Annotated in this window: 2 protein-coding genes; both read left to right on the top strand. The window is 49.9% G+C overall.

Translation table 11 applies throughout. The annotated features are described in order from the left end of the window. Positions 1 to 2: 2 nt before the first annotated feature. Positions 3 to 9,797: a non-ribosomal peptide synthetase gene (locus OL444_RS23455; RefSeq protein WP_264729404.1), complete on the top strand. Its 9,795-nt coding sequence runs from the start codon at positions 3 to 5 to the stop codon at positions 9,795 to 9,797. A gap of 8 nt (positions 9,798 to 9,805) precedes the next feature. Next, positions 9,806 to 25,705, top strand: a complete 15,900-nt coding sequence (locus tag OL444_RS23450; protein ID WP_264729405.1) for an SDR family NAD(P)-dependent oxidoreductase — start codon at positions 9,806 to 9,808, stop codon at positions 25,703 to 25,705. The last annotated feature ends 7 nt before the right edge of the window (positions 25,706 to 25,712 follow it).

Here is a 25,712-nt window from a genome sequence, read left to right as displayed (position 1 = left end):
TTATGAATAAGGAGGAAATTCTTATTGCTTATAAGTCAGGAAAGTTATCAAAAGAAGAAACGATCATACGGTTGCTGCAGGAAAAACAACCGGCGGTGCAAATGCAGCTTTCCGAAAATCAAAAAGGGATGTGGGCGTTTCAGCAAATGAATCCTTTATCCTTTGCCTATAATATTCCGGTATGTATACATATAACGGCAGATATGGATGCCACCCGCTTTACCGCGGCCTATAAACAGGTGTTGCAGCGCTTTCCGGTACTGAGGAGCCGTTTCAAAAATACAGGCGATGCAATCTGTCGTTTTGAAACACCGGTAGCAACGACGGGTGTACAGGTAGAAGCTGCCGCCGGATGGTCCGATGATGCCGTGATGACATGGCTTGAAAAGCAGGTGAGAAAACCTTTTCAGCTGGAACACGATACATTGGTGCGTATGGTAGTGGTGTCGCGTAGTGCTACAGATCATTATGTACTGTTTGTGATACACCATATTATTTTTGATGGTAATTCTATTGCTCCCTTACTGGATGCTTTTTTACAGGCTTGCCAGGGCTACCGCAATGATGCTGCATCCCCGGTTAATTGTTTGTATGACAATTACGTAAAGGCTGAACAGGATTTTCTCCGGGATGCAGCAGCGCCACTGGCTTATTGGCAGCAACAATTGCAGGGACCATTGCCGGTGTTGCCCTTCTCCACCAATCATCACAATATATATGAGGCGCCGGATACAGCTGATATAATCCATCTCTCGCTGGAGGCACCTCTCTCTCAGCAAATAAAAAAAGTCGCCCGGGAACAGCAGTTGAGTGTGGCGGCGATATTGCTGGGTGTTTTCAAGCTGTTGTTGTACCGGTATACCAAAGAAGAAGATATCATTGTAGGGATGCCGGCTACCATAAAACCATCGGAAGCATTTGATGACCAGGTAGGTTTGTTTGTGAATATGATCCCTGTCAGAAGCAGTGGTCTTGGAAGTATTACCTTCCGGGAACTGGTACAGCATATCATGTCGGCGATAGCCGACGGACTGGATAATGCTGCTTATCCTTTTTCGCTGTTGGTGAAAAAACTGGCGATACCTGCAGATGGTACACAGGCGCCCGTATTTCAGGTGGCCTATGCCTACCAGGATTTTATGTCTGAGGTAACAAAGGTATTGCAGCAATATGAGCAGCAGCTCCCTGCGAAATGGATAGACCGATTGTATCAGTCCGGGGAATATGAACTGGGACTGGAGGTAATGGTATTCCCGGAATATTTTGAGCTGAAATGTAAATATCAGGCAGATCGTTATACCTCGTTTTTTGTGACGCAATTCATGCAGCACTACAAGCAGCTGCTGGAGGCGGTTACAGCAGATCCTGTTTTACCATTATCGGCTTACCCTGTTTTATCCGGAGCGGAAAAACAACAGCTGGAAGATATGCTGGCTTCTCCTGTGAGGGAAGCGGTACATGGTAAAAGTTTACCGGCACTGATAGAAGATTTTGCAGCCACAAGACCTTTATCCATTGCTATAAAATACGGACAACAGGAATACTCCTATGCGGCGTTGAATACTGCTGTTAATCAACTTACCCATTATCTGCGGGAAAATGGCCTGCAGCCGCAACAATTTGCGGGCGTTTTCCTGGACCGGTCACCGGCAGCTATTATCAGTATGCTGGCGATTATGAAAGCAGGTGCAGTATATGTACCACTTGATCCTGCCTATCCGCAGGACCGGCTGGAATATATGATGCAGGATGCAGCAGTGGGGATGGTGATCACAACGGAGGCACTGGCGAAACGACTGCCGGATACAGGCGCCGCATTGTTGCTGACAGATGTGATGGCAACAGCGATCAGCCGTATGCCGGATACGACTCCGGGATTGTTACATACACTCACAGACAGGGCGTATGTGATCTATACATCCGGTTCTACCGGCAAGCCCAAAGGAGTGGTGGTAGCACATAAAGGGATACCTAACCTGATCCGTTCGCAGGACCACCTGTTCGCTGTTGGACATGACAGTACTGTATTGCAGTTTGCTTCCTGTTGTTTTGATGCTTCCGTGTGGGAAGTCTGTATGGGGCTGGGTACGGGATCTACTTTACTGGTGGCAGATAAACAACAGCTGCTGCCGGGAGAAACCTTATTCAACCTGCTGTCGCAATATCAGGTGACACATGTTACCTTACCGCCCAGTGTATTGGCCGCGTTACCGCTAAGGGCGTTGCCTGCCTTGCATACCATTATTGTAGCAGGCGAAGCCTGTCCGGATAAAATCGTCAGGGAATGGGGAACCGGCAGAAAATTCTTTAACGCTTACGGGCCTACGGAGTATACCGTTTGTGCTACCGTATCGGCGCCGTTGGAAAGTGATCAGAAAGCTGATATCGGCCGGGCTATATTTAACACCCGCTGCTTTATACTGGATGAGCACCTGCAACAGGTACCCATAGGAGTACCCGGTGAACTGCATATTGCAGGGCATGGATTGGCGATAGAATATCTGAACCGGCCGGAATTAAATGAAAGTAAATTTATATCACTCCTGACAACCGCTGGTGTGCAGGAGCGTGTATATAAAACGGGTGACCTGGTATGCCTGTTGCCCAATGGAAATATCACCTTTTTAGGAAGGATAGACACACAGGTGAAAATAAGAGGACATCGGATTGAGCTGGAAGAAATTGAAAATTGTGTAAGCACCTTTAAGGGAATTGAAAACTGTGCCGTAGTGGTGTATGGAGCACAGCAACAGCTGATTGCTTATTATACCGTGACGGGTGACTGGCAACATACAGCAGATGCAACAAGTCTGTTGCGTCATCATTTGCTGTCGCTGCTGCCGGAATATATGGTACCGTTTATATTCACCTTGCTGGACCGGATGCCACTGACCAACAGCGGAAAAATCGACCGGAAATTACTGGCGGAAAAACCATTGACATCTCCGAAGGCACCTGCCAGCGGATTATCTATGTCTGCAACGGAAGTAAAAGTAGCTGCTATCTGGAACAATGTATTGCAAACAACGGCAGATAATATCCAGGAAGGGTTTTTTACGGCAGGTGGTAATTCCATTACCGCCGTGTTGCTGGCAGAAAAGATCAGTAAGGAGTTTGACTGTGCCTTTCCGGTTACGCATCTTTTCCGGTTCAGTAATATACAGGAAATCAGCAGGTACGTGTTAAAATCCGCACCGGAAAAAGTGATACAAACATCCGCGCAGGAGTCGCACACCGTGCAGCCAACAGCGCCTGTCAATAAGCCTGCCCCGGATATAACCTATCCGGATGATAGCATTGCCATAGTAGGTATTTCCTGCCGTTTTCCGGGCGCTACGCACAAAGAGATTTTCTGGGAAAATCTGGTGTCCGGCAAAGAAGGATTGAAATGGTTGTCGCCGGAAGAATTGCAGCAACGTGGTTTTACGGAGCAAGCAGCTATGCAGGAAAATCTGGTAGCCGTGCAGGGAACAATTGAAGAAAAGTCTGGCTTTGATCCGGCGTTTTTTAATATTTCGCCCAAAGATGCAGAGATGATGGATCCACAACTCCGTCACCTGCTGATGCATGCCTGGCATGCTATAGAAGATGCCGGTTACCGCGCAGGCGAGGTAACGGATACAGGTGTTTTCATGACTGCCAGCAATAACATGTATCAGGCGATGTTACCCGGTACGGTAACTACAGGAACTAAAGTAATCGCAGATGCGGATGAATATGTAGGGCTCATGATGGCACAGGGAGGTACGATCCCTACGATGATTTCTTTTAAATTAAATCTGAAGGGGCCCAGTTTATATGTACACGCCAATTGTTCTTCTTCTTTAGTGGCATTGCATCTGGCGTGTCAGAGTCTGAAAAACGGAGAAACCAGGCAGGCACTGGTGGGAGGTGCTACCCTTTTTGCGGCCGATATGGCGGGATATGTATATCAGCCCGGACTTAATTTTTCCAGTGACGGACATTGTAAAACATTTGATGCAGCTGCAGATGGCATGGTACCGGCAGAAGGAGTGGGGGTGATGTTTTTGAAACGGATGAAAGATGCCGTGAACGATGGGGATCATGTATATGCCGTGATCCGGGGCATCGCCGTGAATAATGACGGCGGAGACAAAACCGGTTTTTATGCCCCTGGTATCAACGGACAGGCTGCTGTTATTCAGGCGGTACATACTGCTACGGGTATCAATCCGGATAACATCAGTTATGTAGAAGCACATGGCACTGGCACCCGGTTGGGTGATCCCATAGAGCTGGCGGCATTGAGTGAGATCTATGAACGTTATACTGATCGTAAACAATATTGTGGTATCGGTGCGGTGAAAACCAACCTGGGCCACCTGGATACAGCCGCGGGTATTGCAGGTAGTATCAAACTGGCATTAGGATTATCCCATGGATTTATTCCGCCCTCAATCAACTTCAAAAAGGCGAATCCGGCGATAGATTTTGCGGCTTCTCCTTTTTATGTGGCAGACAGGATTATCCCTTTACCCCGGAGAGATACCCCTTACCATATGTCATTGAGCGCATTCGGACTGGGAGGTACCAATGCGCACGCTATTTTTGAATCTTACCATCCGGTTATTACGGAGGATACCATACATCCTGCAGCTGCCGGTACTTTCATCGTACCGCTGTCTGCAAAAAATAAAGAACGGCTGCACAGCTATGCAGCGCGGTTACAGGCATTTCTGCTGAAAGATGCAGCAGCAGCCGGATTGACTGCCACACAGCTGACGCAGGATATCCGCGCTATCATCGCTGATCTGACGGGGATAGCTATTGCACAGATCAATACAGATCAATCCTTAAGTGAGCTAAACCTGGATGCTTTTCAAACCAGTTCGTTGTTACATCGGCTTGCCGGTAAATATGGCTGCACTTTTGAACAGCACTATCATCCGGCTACCGTTGAAGAACTGGTGAGTGGTATCCTGCAGCGGTTAAAGGTGTCAGGCGATAGCCATCCGGCACTGCAACTAACGGATATCGCCTATACGATGCAGGTAGGCCGGGAAACGATGCATGCGCGGGTTGCTTTTGTGGTGAAGGACATCCTGGAACTGCAAACACAGTTGGAAGATTATCTGGCAGGAAAAGAACAGACTACGATTTTTACGGGAGAAGGAAAACCTGCACGCCAGGCGCAGTTTTTTGTAGAAGATGAAGCAGAGCTGGAGAGCATGATAGAAAAGTGGCTGGCAGCCGGTAAAGCCGGTAAAGTAGCTGCTTTATGGGCGGCAGGCTTTTCAGTAAACTGGACTTTGCTATATCCGCATAGCCGGCCACGGCGCGTAAGTCTGCCTGGTTATCCGTTTGCCATGGATCACTACTGGTTGCCTGAAAAAGCAGTGGAGAGAATCCCCAAAGAAAAAGTAGTGGCTGCCACTAATACAATAGCGCCTCCTACATCACCGGAATTGTTATTGTTCCGCGAAGTATGGACGCCGGCACCAGCATCTCCGGTTGCTCACAAAGCAGTACGACTGCTTTGTTTTATGGAAGATGCCGCCATACAGAAAGATTTTAGCCTGGCTTTATCTGCCGCTGCCGCAGGTAGTGAAGTGATATTTGTATCAACGGGAACTGCTTACCGGCAGGTATCTCCTCATCAATATGTGATCCGCCGGCAACACAAAGCTGATTACCGGCAGTTAATGGGGGATATAGCCGTTACCGGTAGTCCGGATGGCATCGTGTACAACTGGAAAGACGGCGCTGATTATACCGCGCTTGTTTATCTTATTCAGGTCCTGGATGATTTGTCCGCAAGTAGCCGGTTGTTATTGATAGCTGATCCGGCGGATGTATATCAGGCCGCCTGGACTGGTTTTGAACGTTCGCTGGGGCAGGTGGCGGCTGCCATACAACTTACCGTATTGTACGAAACAAGCGGCATTCCGGATGCCGGACATGTGCTGGCCGGCTTATCTGCCACAAAAGGAGTCAGGTATATAGCGGGGACCAGACACGTGCAGCAGATGCAACCGGTAGAACGATCTGCGGGTACTGCATTTAAAACGGGAGGTACCTATCTGATTACCGGTGGTTTTGGCGGGCTGGGAAAAATGCTCGCACATTACCTGGTATCCCGGTATCAGGCGAAATTGATATTGCTGGGCCGTACTCCTGCAAATGACGGGCAAACAGATTTTATGGCAACCCTGGAAGCGTTGGGAGGACAGGTACATTATCTGGCGGCGGATGTGACAGACCGGGAAGTGATGACAGACCGGCTGGCTACCGCACGTACTTTACTGGGGGCATTGAATGGTGTATTGCATGTTGCAGGTGCCGCAGGAAATGGATCAATATTGGAAACGACGATAGACGCTTTTCATGATACAGTTGCTGCCAAAGTACAAGGTACGGTTATACTGGATGAATTATTGGCCGGAGAAGCATTGGATTTTGTCTGCTATTATTCTTCTGCCGCTGCGATATTAGGTGATTTTGGTTCCTGTGATTATGCAGCAGCCAATCGTTTTCAGATGGCTTATGCCGAGTATCGCAATCAGCTGGTGACAGCCGGTCTGCGATATGGAAAAACGATGGCCATTAACTGGCCTGCCTGGCGGGAAGGAGGAATGGGAGCAGGAGCAACAGAAAGGGCAGAGATGTATCTGCGCTCCAGTGGACAGGCTTTTCTGGAAAAGGCCGAAGGCATGGCGCTGCTGGAACAGTTGCTCACCGGTACCCATGCACACGTGCTGGTCATGAAAGGCTACCGGGAACGCATATATCAGTTTTTACATTGTTCATCCGCAGCGGAGGCATCACAGCCGGTTATACCGGAAGTATCCTCCACCGCACATCGTGTTGCTGCCGGAAGCAGTGTACGTATGCAGCTGGAAAAAGAACTGCGGGAACTGGCTGCAGGTGTATTAAAGCAGTCACCGGATAAACTGGATCCTGCAGAAAACCTAGTGGATATGGGATATGATTCGGTGAGTCTTACCGGGCTGGCAGCAGCCTATCGCGCGCATTTTGATATCAACGTTACGCCTGCCTTATTTTTTGATTATACCAATTTACATAAACTCACCGCTTATTTTCTACAGGAACATGAGGAGAAAATAACGGCTTTCTACCGGCAAGAGCAGCCTGTTGTAACACCGGTAGCTGTGGCGGCGCCACGGATACAAGAACAGCCGGCCATGCCGGTGTTGTCTGCAGCAAATATCACCGGCGATGAAGCTATTGCCATCATTGGCATGAGTGGTCGTTTTCCGCAGGCACGTAATGTACAGGAGATGTGGCAGATCCTGGCAGATAACAGAAATGTGGTAGAAGCCATTCCGGCAGACCGGTTTAACTGGTCTGGTATCGGAGCGGCTGAAAAAGATAAGGAACGTTGGTGTGGTTGTGTGCCGGGGGTGAAAGAATTTGATCCGTTGTTTTTTGAAATATCTCCGCGGGAAGCAGAGATAATGGATCCACGGCAGCGATTATTATTACAGGAATCCTGGAAGGCGCTGGAAGATGCGGGTTACGGACCTGTACAGCTGAATGCTGCAACAGTGGGCGTGTTTGTGGGAGTAGAACAGGGCGATTATCAGGACCTGGTAAAAGATAGTCCGTTTATTACGGCTAATCATGATGGTATTCTGGCCGCGAGATTATCTTATTTCCTGGATTTAAAAGGGCCGGTACTGGCCATCAATACAGCTTGCTCTTCGGGGCTGGTGGCGCTGCATCAGGCTTGTCAGAGCCTGAGAAGTAAAGAGTGTGATACCGCTATAGCAGCAGGGGTGAACCTGATACTCACACCGATGTCGCATGTAGGTATGGGACAGGCAGGTATGTTATCCGGGGATGGAAAATGTGCCGTGTTTGATAAAAGCGCCGATGGTATTGTACCGGGAGAAGCAGTAGTGGCAGTGGTGTTGAAACGACTGGCCCATGCAGTAAGAGATGGTGATCCTATTCACGGGGTTATCAGGGGAAGTGGCACTAACTATGATGGTAAAACCAATGGTATCACCGCCCCGGGCGGATTGGCACAGGCGGGTTTACTGCGTGGGATATATGACCGCTTTGCGATTAACCCGGCAGATATTACCTATGTCGTAACACATGGAACGGGTACCCGGTTGGGAGATCCTATAGAGGTGAATGCATTGAACACCGTCTTCAAAAAATATACAGATCAGTTATCTTATTGTGCCCTTACTTCTGCCAAAACAAATTTCGGACATACCCTCGCGGCTTCGGGATTGTTAAATGTGGTGAATGTGATACAGGCGATGAAACATCAGCTTATTCCTGCCAGTTTACATTTCCGGGAGCCGAATGAGTTTATTACATGGGAGAACAGTCCGTTTTATGTAAATGACCGGAATCGCAGCTGGCAACCAGCAGCAGGCAAACCGCTGACAGGGGCCGTTAGTGCTTTCGGTATGAGTGGTACCAATGCGCATGCTGTACTGGAGAGCTATACCGCTGCGTCGCCGCAGGACACTATTCCCCATCCATATTATCTGTTGCCATTGTCGGCCAAATCATCCGCTGCACTGCAGGAACGGATGCGTGATATGATTGTATTCCTGGAGCAGACAACTACCTGCACACTGGCGGCATTGAGCTATACCTTACAACAGGGACGGCATCATTTTAATCACCGGGTGGTGATACTGGTGGCAGATAAAGCTGCTGCGATACAGGCGTGGAAAGATATACTGGCTGGCCGGGAAGTAAAGGATACTTTCCAGGGAGTTACCAATTGGGATACACTGCCCGACGGACAGCCGGTAACGGATTTGTTGTCGGAGGCCGGCCAGGTTGTGCAACAGCCGGCGCATTACCGGGAAGTACTGGCTAAACTGGCGGCCTGTTATTGTGAAGGTCATGTATTAGACTGGGCTGCGTTGTATGGCGAAGTAAAGCCGGCGCGTATACATTTACCCACTTATCCTTTTACGAGAAATACCTATTGGCTCCCGGAAACAGCCGCACCGGCTGCTCCGTTGCCGGTTGCCCAACCGTTAAATACTTTATTGCCGCATCGTACTGCTGCCAATAGTTTCCACCTGGAACTGGCGGCTGATAACGACACAGGACTATACGAAAAAACAGCGAATGGAAAACAATATGTGCGGGGTTTGGTGTATCTGGAGATCGTGCGGCAGGCAGCCATACAATTGCCATCAGCTGCTGCAGGTATCTTACGTATAACTGATGTACGCTGGTCACAGCCGTTAACCCTACAGGCGGTGGCGCTCCGGTTGCATATCACCTTCTTTACCGCAAAGGAACGGTGGGCTTTCGAAGTGAAGGAAGATACCACACAAAGCGTATTATGTCAGGGATACCTGCAACCTATTGCACCTCCCGCAACCGCAGGCGTTCCTGTATCTGCCATCAAAGCACATTGGCCATTGCATCCGCCGGTGACAGGCAGTGTAATTACCGGCCCGGTTTATATACAAGGACAGGAATACCTGATTGGCTTACCAGCTACCGGTAAGGATTGGAGCCGGTTGGCATCCGGTCTGGCAGATACGGACCTGAGCAGCTATCTGTTGCAAACAGTAGCGGTATTACTGCAGGAACATTTATCTGGCCCCATGGTTATTCCGCCGGTTACCCTGTCATCACTGGAAATTTATCAGCCGGCCGGCATACCAGCCTTCGCGCTGATAAAGTATGATGGGAGCGGGTCTGTACTGCGTTTAAATATTAAAATATGCAATGAAGCCGGCACCGTGCTATTGCAATGGAAGGACTTCGCCGTAAAGGTACCCGTTGCAGGAAAAACTGTTCTAAAGCCGCTTCTCTCAAATACAAACTGATGATGATCATGAAACAGTTGCCCCCTATGAATCAGCAGATACCGGCGTTATTGTTGCAGCCGCATTGGCGTATTGCCGGTGGCTACGCGAAGGATATCGTTACCGGCCGTGATGTGTGCAGGCTCGTGATCAGTTGTCAGCTGCCGGCTGCAGTCATCACTTTCTTACAGCAGGAACTACCTGCTGCAGTATGCCATTGCTGGCAGATGGATCAGGAAAGTATGGCGCAGGCATATGAAGCCTGTACCATTGAGCTTATGTTAGCGGTTCAATCGGCACTTAACAGCCATAAAACAGGCGATATCCTGCTGCAGGTACTGGTGCCCTCCCACTCGGTATTCATGGGCTTATCGGGCTTGTTAAGTACAGCAACGCAGGAGGCACCCCGTTTAAAAGGACAGGTAATCGGTGTGCCGGTAGATGCGACAGCAGAAAGTTACCTGCATTGGGTGGAAACAGGAAAGCACCTGCCGGTGGCAGCACTGCAAGCAGCTGAACAACAGTTACAGGTAGTATCCTGGGAAGAATATATACCATCCGGCGTACCTCCTCACCCGTGGCGGCCGGCGGGTGTTTATCTCATCACCGGCGGGATGGGCGGATTAGGCCTGATCTGGGCTAAAGAAATTATCAGCCGGCAACCATCGGCCAAAGTAATACTGACCGGCCGTTCTTCCCTGACAACAACATCACAGCAGCTGTTGTCTGTTTTACAGCAACAGGGAGAAGTGGTGTATGTCGCAGCGGATATCTCCGATAAGACAGCAGTGACGGCATTGATCAGCAACATCCGTATTACCTATGGGGATATTACCGGTATTATGCATGCTGCAGGCATCATCAGGGATAGTTATCTGCTGAGGAAAACAGAGACGGCCTGCCGCGAAGTGTTGCAACCTAAAACCAGTGGATTATTATACCTCGACGAGGCTACCAGCCATATGCACCTGGACTTTTTTGCCTTGTTTTCTTCTGTCTCCGCAGTAGCAGGTAATATAGGACAGGCGGATTATGCCGCCGCAAATGCCTTTATGGACAGCTATGCCGGTTATCGCAACAGCCTAGTGAAAAAAGGTATCCGTACCGGCAAAACATTATCTGTCAACTGGCCGCTCTGGAAAGACGGAGGTATGCAGATAGATGACAGTTTAATCGCGCATGTAAAAGAACTGACCGGCATCATACCATTGGAAACCTCCGTTGGGATGGATGCTTTTTATATCGCATACACACAGGAGGCATCGCAGGTAATGGTACTGCCGGGCGATATCCCCACTATTCGTAAACAATTTATTCCTGTGCTAATGAAAGCCCCTTTATCAGAGAACGTTGCAGTGAATGATGGTTTGGACCTGACATTGCTGAAAGAAAAAACAAGACAACACCTGACTGTTCTTTTTGCGGATGTTACCCGGTTATCACCGGAAGAAATTCATCACGGCACACCATTGGAAAAATACGGAATTGATTCGTTGATGATTAACCAGTTGAATAAAAAACTGGAAACCGTACTGGGTGAAATCTCCAAAACACTTTTTTTTGAATATCATACCCTGCAGCTGTTAGCGGATTATCTCGCAACAGCCTATACGGATAAATGTATCAAATGGACCGGTTATGAAGGTGTGCCTGTTAATGGAAAAACAACGGATACAAGCGCAATAACAGCAGAGGATTTTCCTGTGCTGACATCTTTTGGAGAGGAGATCGCCACCGTGTCGAAAAAGTTTGATAACATATACGAGCCCATTGCGATTATCGGACTGACAGGTCGTTACCCTGGTGCGCCACGGGTGACGGATTTCTGGGAGAATCTGCAGGCAGGTAAAGATTGTATTACAACCCTGCCGGAAGATCGCTGGGCATTGGAAGGTTTTTTTAATCCGGATAAACAGGCGGCAGCAGCGCATAACCAAAGTTATAGCAAGTGGGGTGGTTTCCTGGAAGGATATGCCGATTTCGATCCTTTGTTTTTTAATATCGCTCCCAAAGAAGCATTGAACATCGATCCCCAGGAACGTTTGTTTATTCAATCCTGCTGGGAAGTGCTGGAAGATGCCGGATATACCCGCGATGCGCTGACGGAAAAACATCAGGGCGCAGTGGGTGTTTTTGCTGGTATCACGAAAACCGGCTACGATTTATATGGCCCGGAGCTGTGGAAAACACAGCCGGAGGTATTTCCACATACTGCGTTTGCCTCAGTGGCCAACCGGGTTTCTTACCTGTTTGGTTTCAAAGGGCCCAGCATGCCTGTGGATACCATGTGTTCTTCTTCCCTGACAGCCATTCATGAAGCTTGTCTGCATATACAAACCAATCAGTGTGACGTGGCGATTGCAGGCGGTGTAAACCTGTACCTGCATCCGGCCTGTTACATTGCCCTGTGTTCTATGCAGATGTTGTCGGTAGATGGGAAATGTAAAAGCTTCGGAGAAAATGGGAATGGCTTTGTTCCTGGTGAAGGTGTTGGAACGATTTTGCTGAAACGTTTATCTGCTGCGGAAGCAGATGGAGATCATATCTATGGGGTTATTAAAGGATCTGCGATTAATCATGGTGGTAAAACCAATGGTTATACGGTGCCGAATCCTGTTTCACAGGGACAGCTGATCAGCACCGCGTTGCAGCAGGCCGGCATATCTGCCCGCAACATCAGTTACATTGAAGCGCATGGTACCGGTACAGATCTGGGAGATCCGATAGAGGTAGCGGGACTGGTGCAGGCATTCCGGAAAGATACCGACCAGCAGCAATATTGTTTACTGGGTTCTGCGAAGTCTAACATCGGGCATCTGGAAGCAGCGGCGGGAATTGCCGGGGTAACAAAAATTCTGCTCCAGATGAAGGCGCAATCCATTGTTGCCAGCTTACATGCCACCACCCTGAACCCCAATATTAATTTTGCCGATACACCGTTTGTAGTAGCGCAGCAACCTGCTCCCTGGCGCAGGCCTGTTGTTACAGAAAATGGCATATTTCAGGAATATCCGCGCACAGCAGGTATTTCTTCATTCGGCGCAGGAGGCGCCAATGCACATGTTATACTGGAAGAATATACACCTGCTCCTGTTGCTGCTATACCGGTAGATGAAACACATCCGGCCATATTCCTGCTATCGGCTAAAAACAGCGAAAGGTTACAGGTATATGCCCGGCAGTTATATCATGCCTTGTCGGAACCCGCGTTGGCAAACAGGTTGGCCGATGTGGCATTTACCTTGCAGACCGGCCGTGAGGCAATGGAAGAACGACTGGCTATTATAGCAGCTACTGCTGAAAGTTTGCAGGAACAGCTGCTGGCATTTCTGGAGCCATCTGCCGGTAATACCACCCATATTTTTCAAGGCAGGATAAAGGGACGTAAAAATATAACGCATCAGGAGCCGGATGCAACGATCAGTACCTGGCTGGAACAAAAAAACTATCCGGCGCTGCTGACAAAGTGGATAGAAGGTGCCGTGATCGACTGGCATCAGTTGTATACTACCGCGCTGCCACGGCGTATCAGTTTGCCGACCTATCCTTTTGCTGCAGAACGTTATTGGCTGCCAGACCAGTTAGTGCCTGCACAACCGGCAGCTGTGGCCGTGTTGCATCCCTTGCTGCATCGGAATACTTCCACCCTGACAGTACAAAAATTCAGCTCCGGCTTTTCGGGAGAAGAATTTTTTCTGCGGGATCACGTAGTCAGCAAACAACGGATGTTACCGGGAGTTGCCTACCTGGAAATGGTAAGAGAAGCGATTGTACAATCTACCGGAGAACAAACCGGTGTGCTGCTGAAAAATGTGGTATGGACCCGTCCTGTGATTGCAACAGGTACAAACGTGACAGTGCATGTGAGTTTGTTTGATACAGAAAACGGAGAAATCGATTATGAAATATACAGTGAAGATAGTACGGGAGAAGTAGTGATACATAGCCAGGGTACCGTAAGTGCGGGGAATGAGTGGGGGGCCGGAAAGGTAGATCTGGCTGGTTGGAGAGCAGGCCTGGCTCCTTTGGCGGTAACCCGGTGTTACAAACTGTTTGATAAGGCGGGACTCAGTTATGGACCGGCTCACCAGACCATAAAAGAAATTTACAGTAACCGGGAACGGGTACTGGCACGTTTAGCCGTGCAGGGAGATGACGGGCACGAGGCTTATCAGCTGCATCCCGGTCTGATGGATGGCGCATTGCAGGCTACTATCGGCCTGTTGCTGGATACGGAAGAAGATATGCCGATTCAGCCGATGTTGCCGTTTGCTTTGGAAGAAGTAAAAGTGTATCGTTCTGCCGGGGCAGCAGCATGGGCGGCTATTCGTTACAGCCCTGGCAGTACAGCGGCCAGTAATGTACAACGGCTGGATGTTACCCTTTGCGATGATGCCGGTAACATCTGTGTGGAGATGAAGGGATATTCATCGCGTGTTTTTGGTACATCACCTGCGAATGTAACGGCACCACTGTTGCTGACGCCGGCCTGGGTAACACCGGATATTACTACCGGGCATACCTTCGCGGCGCGAATTGCACTGGTGTGTTGCGAACAGGAAACGGATTATAAAAAAATAGTGGCGGCTTTACCAGGCGTTGCCTGCAGTTTCTTCCCATTGGAGGAGGGGGATCCCGCCAATGGTTTTACCCGCCTGGCTGTTACTTTATTCCGGCATATACAGGAGCTGTTGCCGACCATTGCAAAAGAAGGACTGCTGTTGCAGCTTTTATTATGTGAAACGGCGCCTGCTGCTTACCGGAATGGCTTGCTAGGATTGTTGAAAACAATCGCACTGGAATATCCCGGTATAAAAGTACAATTGATAAACCTGCATCCTGGCAGTGAAGAACAGTTGCCCGCTTTGTCGCAATTATCTGAACAATATATCCGGATACAGCAACACCAGGTAACGGCCCTGCACTGGCAGGAGACGACATTGCCGGAAGCGGTTGCCGTTCCCTGGCGCAGCGATGGCGTATATCTTATCACCGGTGGCATGGGTGGACTGGGTGTTGTGTTTGCCCGGGAAATATTGCGTGCCGCACCGGGCGCAGTGGTGATACTGAGTGGGCGCTCGGCCTTGAATGAACAAGGTACGCAGGTATTGACAGATTTACAGTTACTGGGAACAGCGCACTATATAGCAGCAGATATCAGTCAGGCAGCAATGGTTAACGGGTTAATGGCAGATATCCGTGCCCGTTATGGTAACCTGCATGGGATATTGCATGCAGCAGGTGTGCTGAGAGACAGCGTGATACTCCGGAAAACAACAACGGAACTGTCTGAGGTACTGGCGCCTAAAGTGAGTGGCCTTGTACTATTGGATGAAGCTACTAAAGAGATGGACCTGGAAGTTTTCCTGTTGTTTTCTTCGTTGAGTGCGGTGTTGGGGAATGTAGGGCAGGCCGACTATGCCATGGCCAATAACTTTATGGATGGTTATGCGGCGTACAGGAATAACCTGGTGCAGGCGGGCCGCCGTAAAGGACATACCTTATCTGTTAACTGGCCCTTGTGGCAGGATGGGGGTATGCAGATACCGGAAAGCCTGGTGAAACTGGAACGGGAGCGGACAGGCGTGATACCTTTGCAGACGACTACTGCCATGCAGGCATTATATGGTATGCTGGCATTACAACTGCAACAAGGGATCATTATCGAAGGCAATGTCAGCAAGATAAAAGAGAAAGTGGTGGTGGGTTTAAACAACCGTACACCGGTGAAAAAAGAACGCCGGGAAAAGGTAGCAGATGATAAATGGCTGGAAGAGATCAAAACAATATTAAAACAAACGGTAGCTACACTTTTAAAAGTAAATATCGATCATATAGATGAAGAGGCAGAACTGAGTGAATATGGATTTGATTCTATCAGCTTTACACAGCTGGCAAATAACCTGAATCATATTTTTGATTTGCAGCTCACACCGGCTGTATTCTTTGAATATGTGACCCTGGGAGAATTGGCGGTACACCTGGTAGCGGCTTATCCGGAAGAACTGGCGAAGAAATTTTCCGGTCAGGATAATGAAACAATAGCTGCCACACCGCTAGCGGAGGATATCGCAGTGACGCCTGTACGAAAAAAACGACACCGGCTGGTAGCAGGGAAATCCCCGGCAGATTTACCGGTAGAAAAGGAAGACGGGTCATTGGCGATTATCGGGATCAGTGGCCAGTTTCCCATGGCGGAAGATCTGGCTGCTTTATGGCAGCACCTCGAAGCAGGAAAGGATTGTATTGGGGAAATACCCGAAGACCGCTGGAGCTGGAAAGACTTTTATGGTAATCCGGAAGAAACGGCGAACCGTACGAATATCAAATGGGGTGGTTTTATCTCGGATATAGCTGCATTTGATCCCTTGTTTTTTGGGATCTCTCCCCGGGAAGCGGCGTTTATGGACCCGCAGCAACGTTTGCTGATGACGCATGTCTGGAAGGCAATAGAAGATGCCGGTTATGCTGCGCAAAGTTTATCAGGTTCGAAAACGGGCATTTTTGTAGCCACTGCCTGCAGTGGTTACAACACACTCATTGCGCAGGAAGGAGTGGCTATTGAAGGCTATTCCTCCACTGGTATGGCGCCGTCGGTAGGACCTAACAGGATGAGTTATTTCCTGAATTTTCATGGTCCCAGTGAACCGGTGGAAACAGCTTGTTCCAGCTCCCTTATTGCCATACACAGAGCCATGGAAGCTATTAATGCCGGCTCCTGTGAAATGGCGGTGGTAGGAGGCATCAATACGATACTTACGCCGGAAGCACACATCAGTTTCAATAAAGCAGGCATGTTGTGTGAAGATGGCAGATGTAAAACTTTTTCCGATAAGGCAAATGGCTATGTCAGAAGTGAAGGCGTAGGCATGATCTTCCTGAAAAAATTAAGTGCGGCCAAAAGAGATCAGGATCATATTTACGCCATTGTAAGAGGTACGGCGGAAAATCATGGTGGTAAAGCCAACTCCCTGACAGCACCTAACCCTAAGGCACAAACGGAGTTGTTAAAGACTGCCTATCAGAAAGCGGGCATTTCGCCGGATACGGTTAGTTATATGGAAGCACATGGTACCGGTACGGAACTGGGTGATCCTATCGAAATTAATGCATTAAAAGCCGCTTTTAAGGACCTGTATCAGGCAGCAGACATCACCTATTCCGGTGTGCCGCATTGTGGTATCGGCGCGGTTAAAACAAATATTGGTCATACAGAACTGGCAGCGGGTATCGCGGGGGTATTGAAAGTAGTGTTGCAGCTGCAGCATCAAACGTTGGTGAAAACACTGCACTGTGATACCATCAATCCGTATATCCAGTTGCAGGGGAATCCTTTTTATATCGTGCAGGAGAAACAGCCCTGGAAAAGGCTGAAAGATTCCTATGGCGCAGAAATTCCGCGGCGTGCCGGCGTCAGTTCCTTTGGTTTTGGCGGCGCCAACGCGCATGTGATACTGGAAGAATACATAGCAGAAGTACCTGCAGCTATACCGGTGGATGCCACCCATCCGGCCATTTTTGTATTATCCGCAAAAAATGAACAGGCTTTAAAGGCACGGGCAGCACAGTTGCTGGAAGTGGTGTCAACGGCTGCCTTCCGTGGGCAGCTGGCAGATGTAGCCTATACCCTGCAGGTGGGCCGCGATATGATGGAGGAACGTCTGGCTATTGTAGCCGATAGTGCGTATAGCCTGCAACAGCAGCTGGAAGCCTATTTGCGCGATCCTGCTGCGGCTACCGGCGTATTGCAGGGGAAAGTAAAACGGGGCCGTCAGCCGGTTGTACAGGAGATCGGCGAAGAAGCCATGAACCAGTACCTGACAGCGAAAAATTACCTGCCTTTGTTAACGGGATGGGTCAACGGAGGAACGTTTGACTGGAACCGGCTTTATACTACCGGCAAGCCCCGTCGTATCAGTTTACCGGTGTATCCTTTTTCGAAAGAGCGTTACTGGCTGCCTGGCCCTATTAAGCCGGCTACCTTGCATGGCGCCCGAACAGGAGAAGTGGCACAGTTACATCCGTTGTTGCATCGGAATACATCTTTGTTGTCGTCGCAACGTTTTACATCGGTATTTACAGGGGAAGAGCCCTTCCTGCGTGATCACGTTGTAAACGGGTTGCGGATATTACCAGGCGTTGCTACGTTGGAACTGGCGAGAGAAGCAGCCTTGCAGTCGGTTGGCGGCGAGACGGCAGCAAAGGGTGTACTGTTGAAAGAAGTGGTATGGGCCCGGCCTGTAATCGTCTCCGATACACCGGCAACGGTACACATACGTTTACACGAAACGGCGGAGCAAGTGATCCGTTATGAAATATATAGTGAAGCGCTACCGGATGCACCTGTTTACAGTCAGGGTATCCTGTCAACCGGGAATGTGTGGGAGCAGACAACCATAGATCTGCCTGCACTCAGGGCATCGCTGGCATCTTCGCCGCTATCCGCTGCCCATTGTTATGCCTTGTTCCGCGAAGCCGGACTGGACTATGGTCCTTCTCACCAAACGATTAAAGAGATTTATGGCCATACACATGCGGTACTGGCAAAGCTAACCTGGACAGATGCGCCACATAATGAAGCCTGTCTGTTGCACCCCGGTTTACTGGATGGTGCCTTACAGGCAGCCATAGGCCTGCTGTCGGATACAACGATGACGCCAACTGCCCGGGTACCTTTTCTCCTGGAAGAAGTGAGAGTGCATCAGCCGGTGACGGCAACCGTGTGGGCGTATGTACGTTACAGTGAGGGCAGCACCCCGGCCGACCCCGTACAACGACTGGACATTCACGTGTATGATGAACAGGGTGTTGTACTGGTGGAAATGAATGGCTACTGCTCCCGGACGCTGGAGGCGAAAACGCCGGTGAAAGCAGCAGCAACAGGACAACTGTTATTGACACCTGCATGGGTGAAACCGGTGCATACCGTATCTGTACCCGCTTCCCGTATAGCATTGGTTTGTTGTGAGCAGGAAGCGGATTATAAAAAAATTACAGCCGCCTTACCGGATACCAGCTGCTATTATTTTCAGCTGTCCGGAGGAGACAGGGCCGGCAGGTTTACAACGCTGGCAGTTACCTTATTGCAACAGCTGCAAACGTTGCTCACTGCAATGAACAAGGAAAATACCCTGCTGCAACTGTTAGTGTGTGAGCATACTGCCAATAGCGCATTCAGTGGCTTGTCAGGATTATTGAAAACATTATCGCAGGAGTATCCTGGTATCCGGGTGCAGCTAATCGAAATGCAGCCGGGACAGGAAGAAAAGCTGGCTGCTGTATCGGCTTTGGGCGAACAACATATTCGTTTGTCCGGGGAGGAAGTAACGGTATTGAATTGGATGGCTGTTGCTGCACCGGAGGTGGTCAGCGTTCCCTGGAAGAAGGGAGGTGTGTACCTGATTACCGGTGGAACAGGGGGACTGGGTATTGTATTTGCCCGTGAAATTATTACCACTACACCCGGCGCAACAGTGGTACTGACAGGCCGTTCGCCGTTGCCAGCCGAAGAAAAGGAATTACAATCGCTGCTCTCATCAGGAGCCGTGCATTATATACAGGCAGATATCAGCAGTAAATCGGCCGTAGTAAAACTGTTTTCGGATATTATTGACCGTTATGGTGCTATCAATGGCATCTTACATGCGGCTGGTGTGTTGCGCGATAGCCTGATTGTACAGAAAACAGTAGCAGAGTTAACAGCCGTATTTGCCGCAAAAGTAAATGGGCTGGTACACCTGGATATTGCCAGCAGCGACCTCGCACTGGACTTTTTCCTGTTATTCTCTTCTGCTGCCGCCGTACTGGGAAACAGCGGGCAGGCGGATTATGCCATGGCCAATAGTTTTATGGATAGCTATGCCGGCTATCGTAACAGGCTGGTGGAGCGTGGTGCGCGCAAAGGGCATACGATTGCCATCAACTGGCCGTTGTGGAAAGAAGGCGGTATGCAGCTGCCGCCGGCAGTGGTGCAGCTGCAACAGGAGCGTACCGGCATTGTACCTTTGCAAACCGCTACCGCTATGAAGGCGTTATATGGTTTGATGGCATTACAGGTGGAGCAGGGAGTGGTATTGGAAGGAGATGTTGCCCGTTTGGCGCAGTTTCTTCCGGTAGCTACACCGGTATCCGTACCTGAGCAGGAGGTGCAACAACTATTGATGGATATCATTACGGAGGCGGTAGCAGGTTTGTTGAATGTACCCGCACTGGAACTGGATATCACCGCTGAGTTCCTGGATTATGGACTGGAACGTGTATCCGTTGACGTAATAACGAAAAAAATACTAACGGTTGCCGGTATTGAAGTGACACCGGGCGCCTTTTTCAGATACGGTACCATACAGGAGGCCGTGGCGCAACTGGCCGGTAAATACAAACAGCCGGATATTGCTGTTGCCGCGGTACCGGTGATACCGGTCGCAGACATCGCGCCGGTAGTGGTGGTTCCTCAATCAAATACCGTTTTACCTCCGTCAGATATCGTTTCACCAGACCTGGACAAATCCATTCATTATTTCAGGAAGATGTTCGCAGCAGTCATCCGGTTGCCGTTACACCAGCTGGATGGAGAGGTGCCTATGGAACAATATGGTATTGATTCCTTTATGGTATTGAAACTGACGGCCGAACTGGAAAAAATATTTGGCCCTTTATCAAAGACCCTGTTTTTCGAATACCAGACGATCGCTGCCCTGGCGGCCTATTTTGTAGCGTCGCATGGTGCAAAAATGCAGGAACTAACAGGAACGGCTATATTATCACCAGCCCCGGTAGTACCGGCAACTCCGGCCGTAATAACGCCCCGCCGGATAGCACCTCTCCCGGCACGGCAGCCTGCAGTGTCCCCGGCAGCGCAAACTGCTGAGGAAGATGTAATCGCTATTATTGGCGTAGCCGGCAAGTATCCGGGAGCAGATAACATCGTGGAGTTCTGGAATAACTTACGGACAGGTAAAGACAGTATTACAGAGATTCCTTACGAACGGTGGGATCACAGCCTGTTTTATGATCCGGATAAAACGAAGCCTGGCAAAACCTACAGTAAATGGGGTGGTTTTATCAATGGCGTAGATGAATTTGATCCTTTATTTTTCAATATTTCGCCGCGGGAAGCAGAGCTGATAGACCCGCAGGAACGCCTGTTTCTGCAATGTGCCATGGCTACCCTGGAAGATGCGGGGTATACCCGGCAAAAACTAAGTGCATACAATGGCAATGGTTTACCTGGTAATGTGGGTGTATTCGCAGGCGTTATGTACAGCGAATACCAGCTATATGGTGCACAGGAAACCATACAGGGGCGCCCGTTGGCTATTCCCGGTAATCCGTCGTCGATTGCCAACCGGGTATCTTACTATTGTAATTTTCATGGCCCGAGCCTGACGGTAGATACCATGTGTTCGTCTTCACTGACGGCCATTCATTTTGCCTGCCAGAGTATTCAGCGGGGCGATTGTGAGCTGGCGCTTGCCGGCGGTGTCAATGTATCGGTGCATCCTAACAAATACCTGATGCTGGGGCAGGGCCGCTTTGTATCGAGCAAGGGACGTTGTGAAAGCTTTGGGGAAGGCGGCGATGGGTATGTGCCGGGCGAAGGTGTCGGTGCAGTTTTATTAAAACCGCTGAGTAAGGCGGTGGCAGATGGCGATCATATCTATGGTGTGATTAAGAGCAGTGCCGTGAATCATGGTGGTAAAACCAATGGTTTTGCGGTACCAAATCCTGTGGCTCAGGCCAGCGTGATTGGTCATGCTTTCCGCAGATCCGGTATTGATCCTGCCAGTATCAGTTACATAGAAGCACATGGTACGGGTACATCGCTGGGCGATCCGATAGAGATCACCGGTTTGAAGAAAGCCTTTGAAGCCTTTACCGCCGCCAAACAATTCTGCGCCATTGGTTCCGCAAAATCCAATATTGGTCATTGTGAAAGTGCTGCCGGTATCGCCGGACTCACGAAAGTGCTGTTGCAGCTGCAACACCGGCAGCTGGTGCCTTCCCTGCACTCGCAGCAACTGAATAGCCATATTGATTTTGAGAACAGTCCGTTTGTAGTGCAGCAAACATTGGCAACGTGGAAACGGCCGGTGTTAACCACACAGGGTGTTACGCGTGAGCTACCGTTACGGGCTGGTTTGTCTTCCTTCGGCGCAGGTGGTTCCAATGCTCACCTGGTGATTGAAGAATACAGCATGCCTGAGAAAGCGCTACCCGTAAGTACTTCCTCCGCTCCTTATCTGCTGGTATTTTCCGCCCGCACACAGGAACGGCTAACGGTAGTGGTACAACGTTTTTTACATTATTTACAAACAGCGCATACCGCACCGCTGGCAGATATTGCTTTTACCCTGCAAACCGGCCGGGAAGGCCTGGAAGAAAGGTTAGGTATACTGGTAACAGATATCCCCTCCGCTATCTCAATACTGACAGCTTATCTGTCCGGAGAAACCGCAGAGGAAAACGTATTCAGCGGCAGTATCCGCGAAGACAAAGACAGCCTGTGGCTGATGCAGGATGAAGACTTCCGGAAAGCGGCCATAGACAGCTGTATACAAAAAGGTAAGTACGACCGGTTGCTGGCATTATGGGCAAAAGGATATGACCTGAATTGGGCGTTGCTTTATCCGGATGGTTTTCCGTCAAAAGTAAGTTTACCTACCTATCCGTTTGCAAGGGAAAGGTATTGGTTCCGCCAGCCGGCGCCAGCCCGTACTACGGCCACTGCATTGCTGCAAAAACAATGGGTGCCGGTATCTTTAACAGCCGTACGTCCGCACAGCCAGCAGGTGGTGATCCTGGTAACAGCATCCGGGCGTGAGCTGGGAGCCGCTATTCAGGCGCAGTTGGCGCAGAGTATCGTAGCGGAAGTATCGCAGGTGGAAACATTACCTATTGCTACCGGCGGGGTGATTGACCTGACAGGCTATGGTTGCGATGATACGGATTTGTCGTGGTTAGGGGCAGTGCAGCACCTGATAGAAACAGGTCCGCGTAGCGGCATGCGTTTCCTGGGTGTTACCAGTGATCTGGAAAATTATAAACATACCGCTGTTGCAACAACAGGCGCTTTACATGCAGGCCTGTATCGTTTGCTGGGAGCGGAGTATAAATATATCAGCAGTTGCCACCTGGATGTGTTGTCGGGACTGCCGGTTGATTTGCTGGCTACCGCCGTCATCCGGGCCTTCCAGTGGGAAGGGGAAGCTACTTCACTTTGTTTCCGGGAAGGACAATACCAGGAGTGCGTATTGGATACAGCCGCACCGGCTGCGCCGCGTACGGTACGTTTTACTGATAAAGATGTGCTGGTGGTAACAGGTGGTACCCGTGGCATCGGTTATTTATGTGCACAACATTTTATTACCCGGTACGGTGTGCGGCATGTACTGCTCACCGGGCGGGAACAGCTGCCACCAAGGGCAGAGTGGGAACAACACATCGCCATGGATGGTCGCTATACATCGAAGCTGCGCAACCTGTTGTTACTGACAGCAGGTGGTGTGACGGTGGAAGCAGTGTCGGTAGACCTGACATCTGCAGCGGCTATTACCGCATTGGTAACAAACGTACATGCTGATGGTAAACAGATCGGTGGTGTATTGCATGCCGCCGGATTGATAGATGCCGAAACGCCTGCATTTATCCGCAAAACAGCAGCGGGTATTGCCCAGGTACTTTCTCCGAAGGTAGCCGGTTTACAGGCATTGTATACAGCGCTGCAACACGAGCCGTTACAATGCTTTTTGCTTTTCTCTTCGGTATCTGCACAGATTCCGGCATTGGGTTCCGGGCAAAGCGATTATGCGATGGCGAATGCCTACATGGATTATTTCGCCCAGTGTCATGGTCCGTTGCTGCAGAGTATTCAATGGCCCAGCTGGAAGGAAACCGGCATCGGAGAGGTAAAGAGTATGACGTATACCCGTACAGGTTTGACTACACTGAGCAATCAGACCGGACTGGATTTACTGGATGAAGTGCTGGCACAGCATATAGGTCCGGTGGTAATGCCGGCTGTATTTGTACCCGGGGAATGGCAGCCTGCAAAACTGCTGAGAAAAGAAGCCGCATTGCCGGCAGCAACAGCAGCGGTTCCGGTTACATTTATCCCGCCTGCTGTACCTGCAAATACCACCGGGAATACGACAGGATGGTTAACGAATATTTTTACAAAAGAACTGAAAATAGATCCGGATCGTTTCGATACGCAGCGGAGTTTCCCGGATTATGGGGTAGACTCGGTGCTTTTATCGCAGATCCTGGGTCATATCAACCGGGCGCTGGGCGAACAACTGGACCCTTCTGTATTGCTGGAACACACCACTGTGGCTGCATTGTCGCGGTGGCTGGAGAAACAGTATGCAAAACAACTGGCCGCAGTGTTGGTACCTGCAGCGCAAGGAATACCAGTACCGGCAGTGGTAGCTCCGGTAATCATGCCTGACGTACAGGCGATACCGTTAGCTGACCCGGTAGTACCGGCAACGGCTGCTGTAACCGCAGTACCATTGGTGCAAACATCCTTGCAGGATGATATAGCGGTAGTAGGTTATTCCTGCCGTTTCCCCGGTGCCGATAATATAGCCGCTTACTGGAAATTGCTGTCTGCCGGTCAGTCGGCCATCAAACGTGTACCGGCTGAACGCTGGGGATATGAAAATAATTTTCATGCAGGCCTGATCAACCGGTTGGGACATTTTGATGCCCGTTACTTTTCACTGCCGGAAGAAGATGCCCGCGCGATGGACCCGCAGGCATTGTTGCTGATGGAAGAAAGTTTGTCTGTCTGCTATCATGCCGGCTATGAAAAAGACGCCCTGAAAGGTGCAGCCATAGGGGTGTACATCGGTGGACGCAGTCAGCATCATCCAGAGTCGGATGTATTGGCAGCTACCAAAAATCCTATTGTAGCAGTAGGCCCCAATTACCTGGCCACCAATATCTCCCGGTTCTTTGACTTCCGGGGTCCGAGCCTGGTAGTTGATACTGCTTGTTCTTCCGCCCTTGTTGGGATGAGCCTGGCCATACAGGCATTGAAGGGCGGAGATATTACCGGTGCTTTGGTAGGAGGCGTTAGTTTGTTACATACAGATAAAGCACACCAGTTGTTTTCGCAACGGAATTTACTGAGTACAGATGGCGTGTTCCACATTTTTGATCAGCGTGCCGGCGGCGTGGTGCTGGGAGAAGGTGCCGGTATGGTATTGCTGAAAAAAGTATCGCAGGCGATGGCGGATGGTGATAAAATCTATGCAGTCATCAAAGGCATTGCGGTTAATAATGATGGTAAAACAGCTGGCCCGGCTACCCCCAATATGCAGGCGCAGCAGGCCGTGATGGAACAGGCGTTGTTGCGAAGCGGAAAAACAGCCGTTGAAGTAGGATATATAGAAGCCAATGGTTCAGGATCAGAAGTAACCGATCTGCTGGAGTTGAAAGCGATGATGGGCGTGTATGGCGCACATGCGGGAGCTTCCTGTGGTGTGGGATCTGTTAAACCCAATATCGGGCATCCGCTGTGTGCAGAAGGTATTGCAGGATTTATAAAATTATTGCTGATGCTGGAACACGAACAGGAAGTGCCTTTCCTGTCTGGTCAGCAGGGCTTACAGCATTTTGATATGGCAGCATCGCCGTTCCGGCTGAACCGTCAGTTACAGCCGCTAACAACAGATACGGTGGCGTTGAGCAGTTTTGCAGATGGCGGTACCAATGCACATGTGATTCTGACGAAAGCCGGTCAGCTGTTGAACGGCTATCAGGCACGCCGGGCGCCATTGGCACTACCAGCACTGCAACCGCTTGATCTCAGAAAAAAGAAACCCCTGATACCGGCTGCCTTTAAAACAATAGAGCACGGTCATCCATCTATCCCGGTTCCACAGCAGAACGGAAAGAAGCATTCATTTTGGAAACAAACAATTTAAGTAAAGT

The sequence above is a fragment of the Chitinophaga nivalis genome (assembly GCF_025989125.1).
GTDB classification, from domain to species: domain Bacteria; phylum Bacteroidota; class Bacteroidia; order Chitinophagales; family Chitinophagaceae; genus Chitinophaga; species Chitinophaga nivalis.
This window is presented reverse-complemented; position numbering and strand designations above follow the sequence as displayed.

Excerpts from the sequence above, each read along its gene's own strand:
- OL444_RS23455 (WP_264729404.1), top strand. The coding sequence starts at position 3 with ATGAATAAGGAGGAAATTCTTATTGCTTATAAGTCAGGAAAGTTATCA.
- OL444_RS23450 (WP_264729405.1), top strand. The coding sequence starts at position 9,806 with ATGAAACAGTTGCCCCCTATGAATCAGCAGATACCGGCGTTATTGTTG.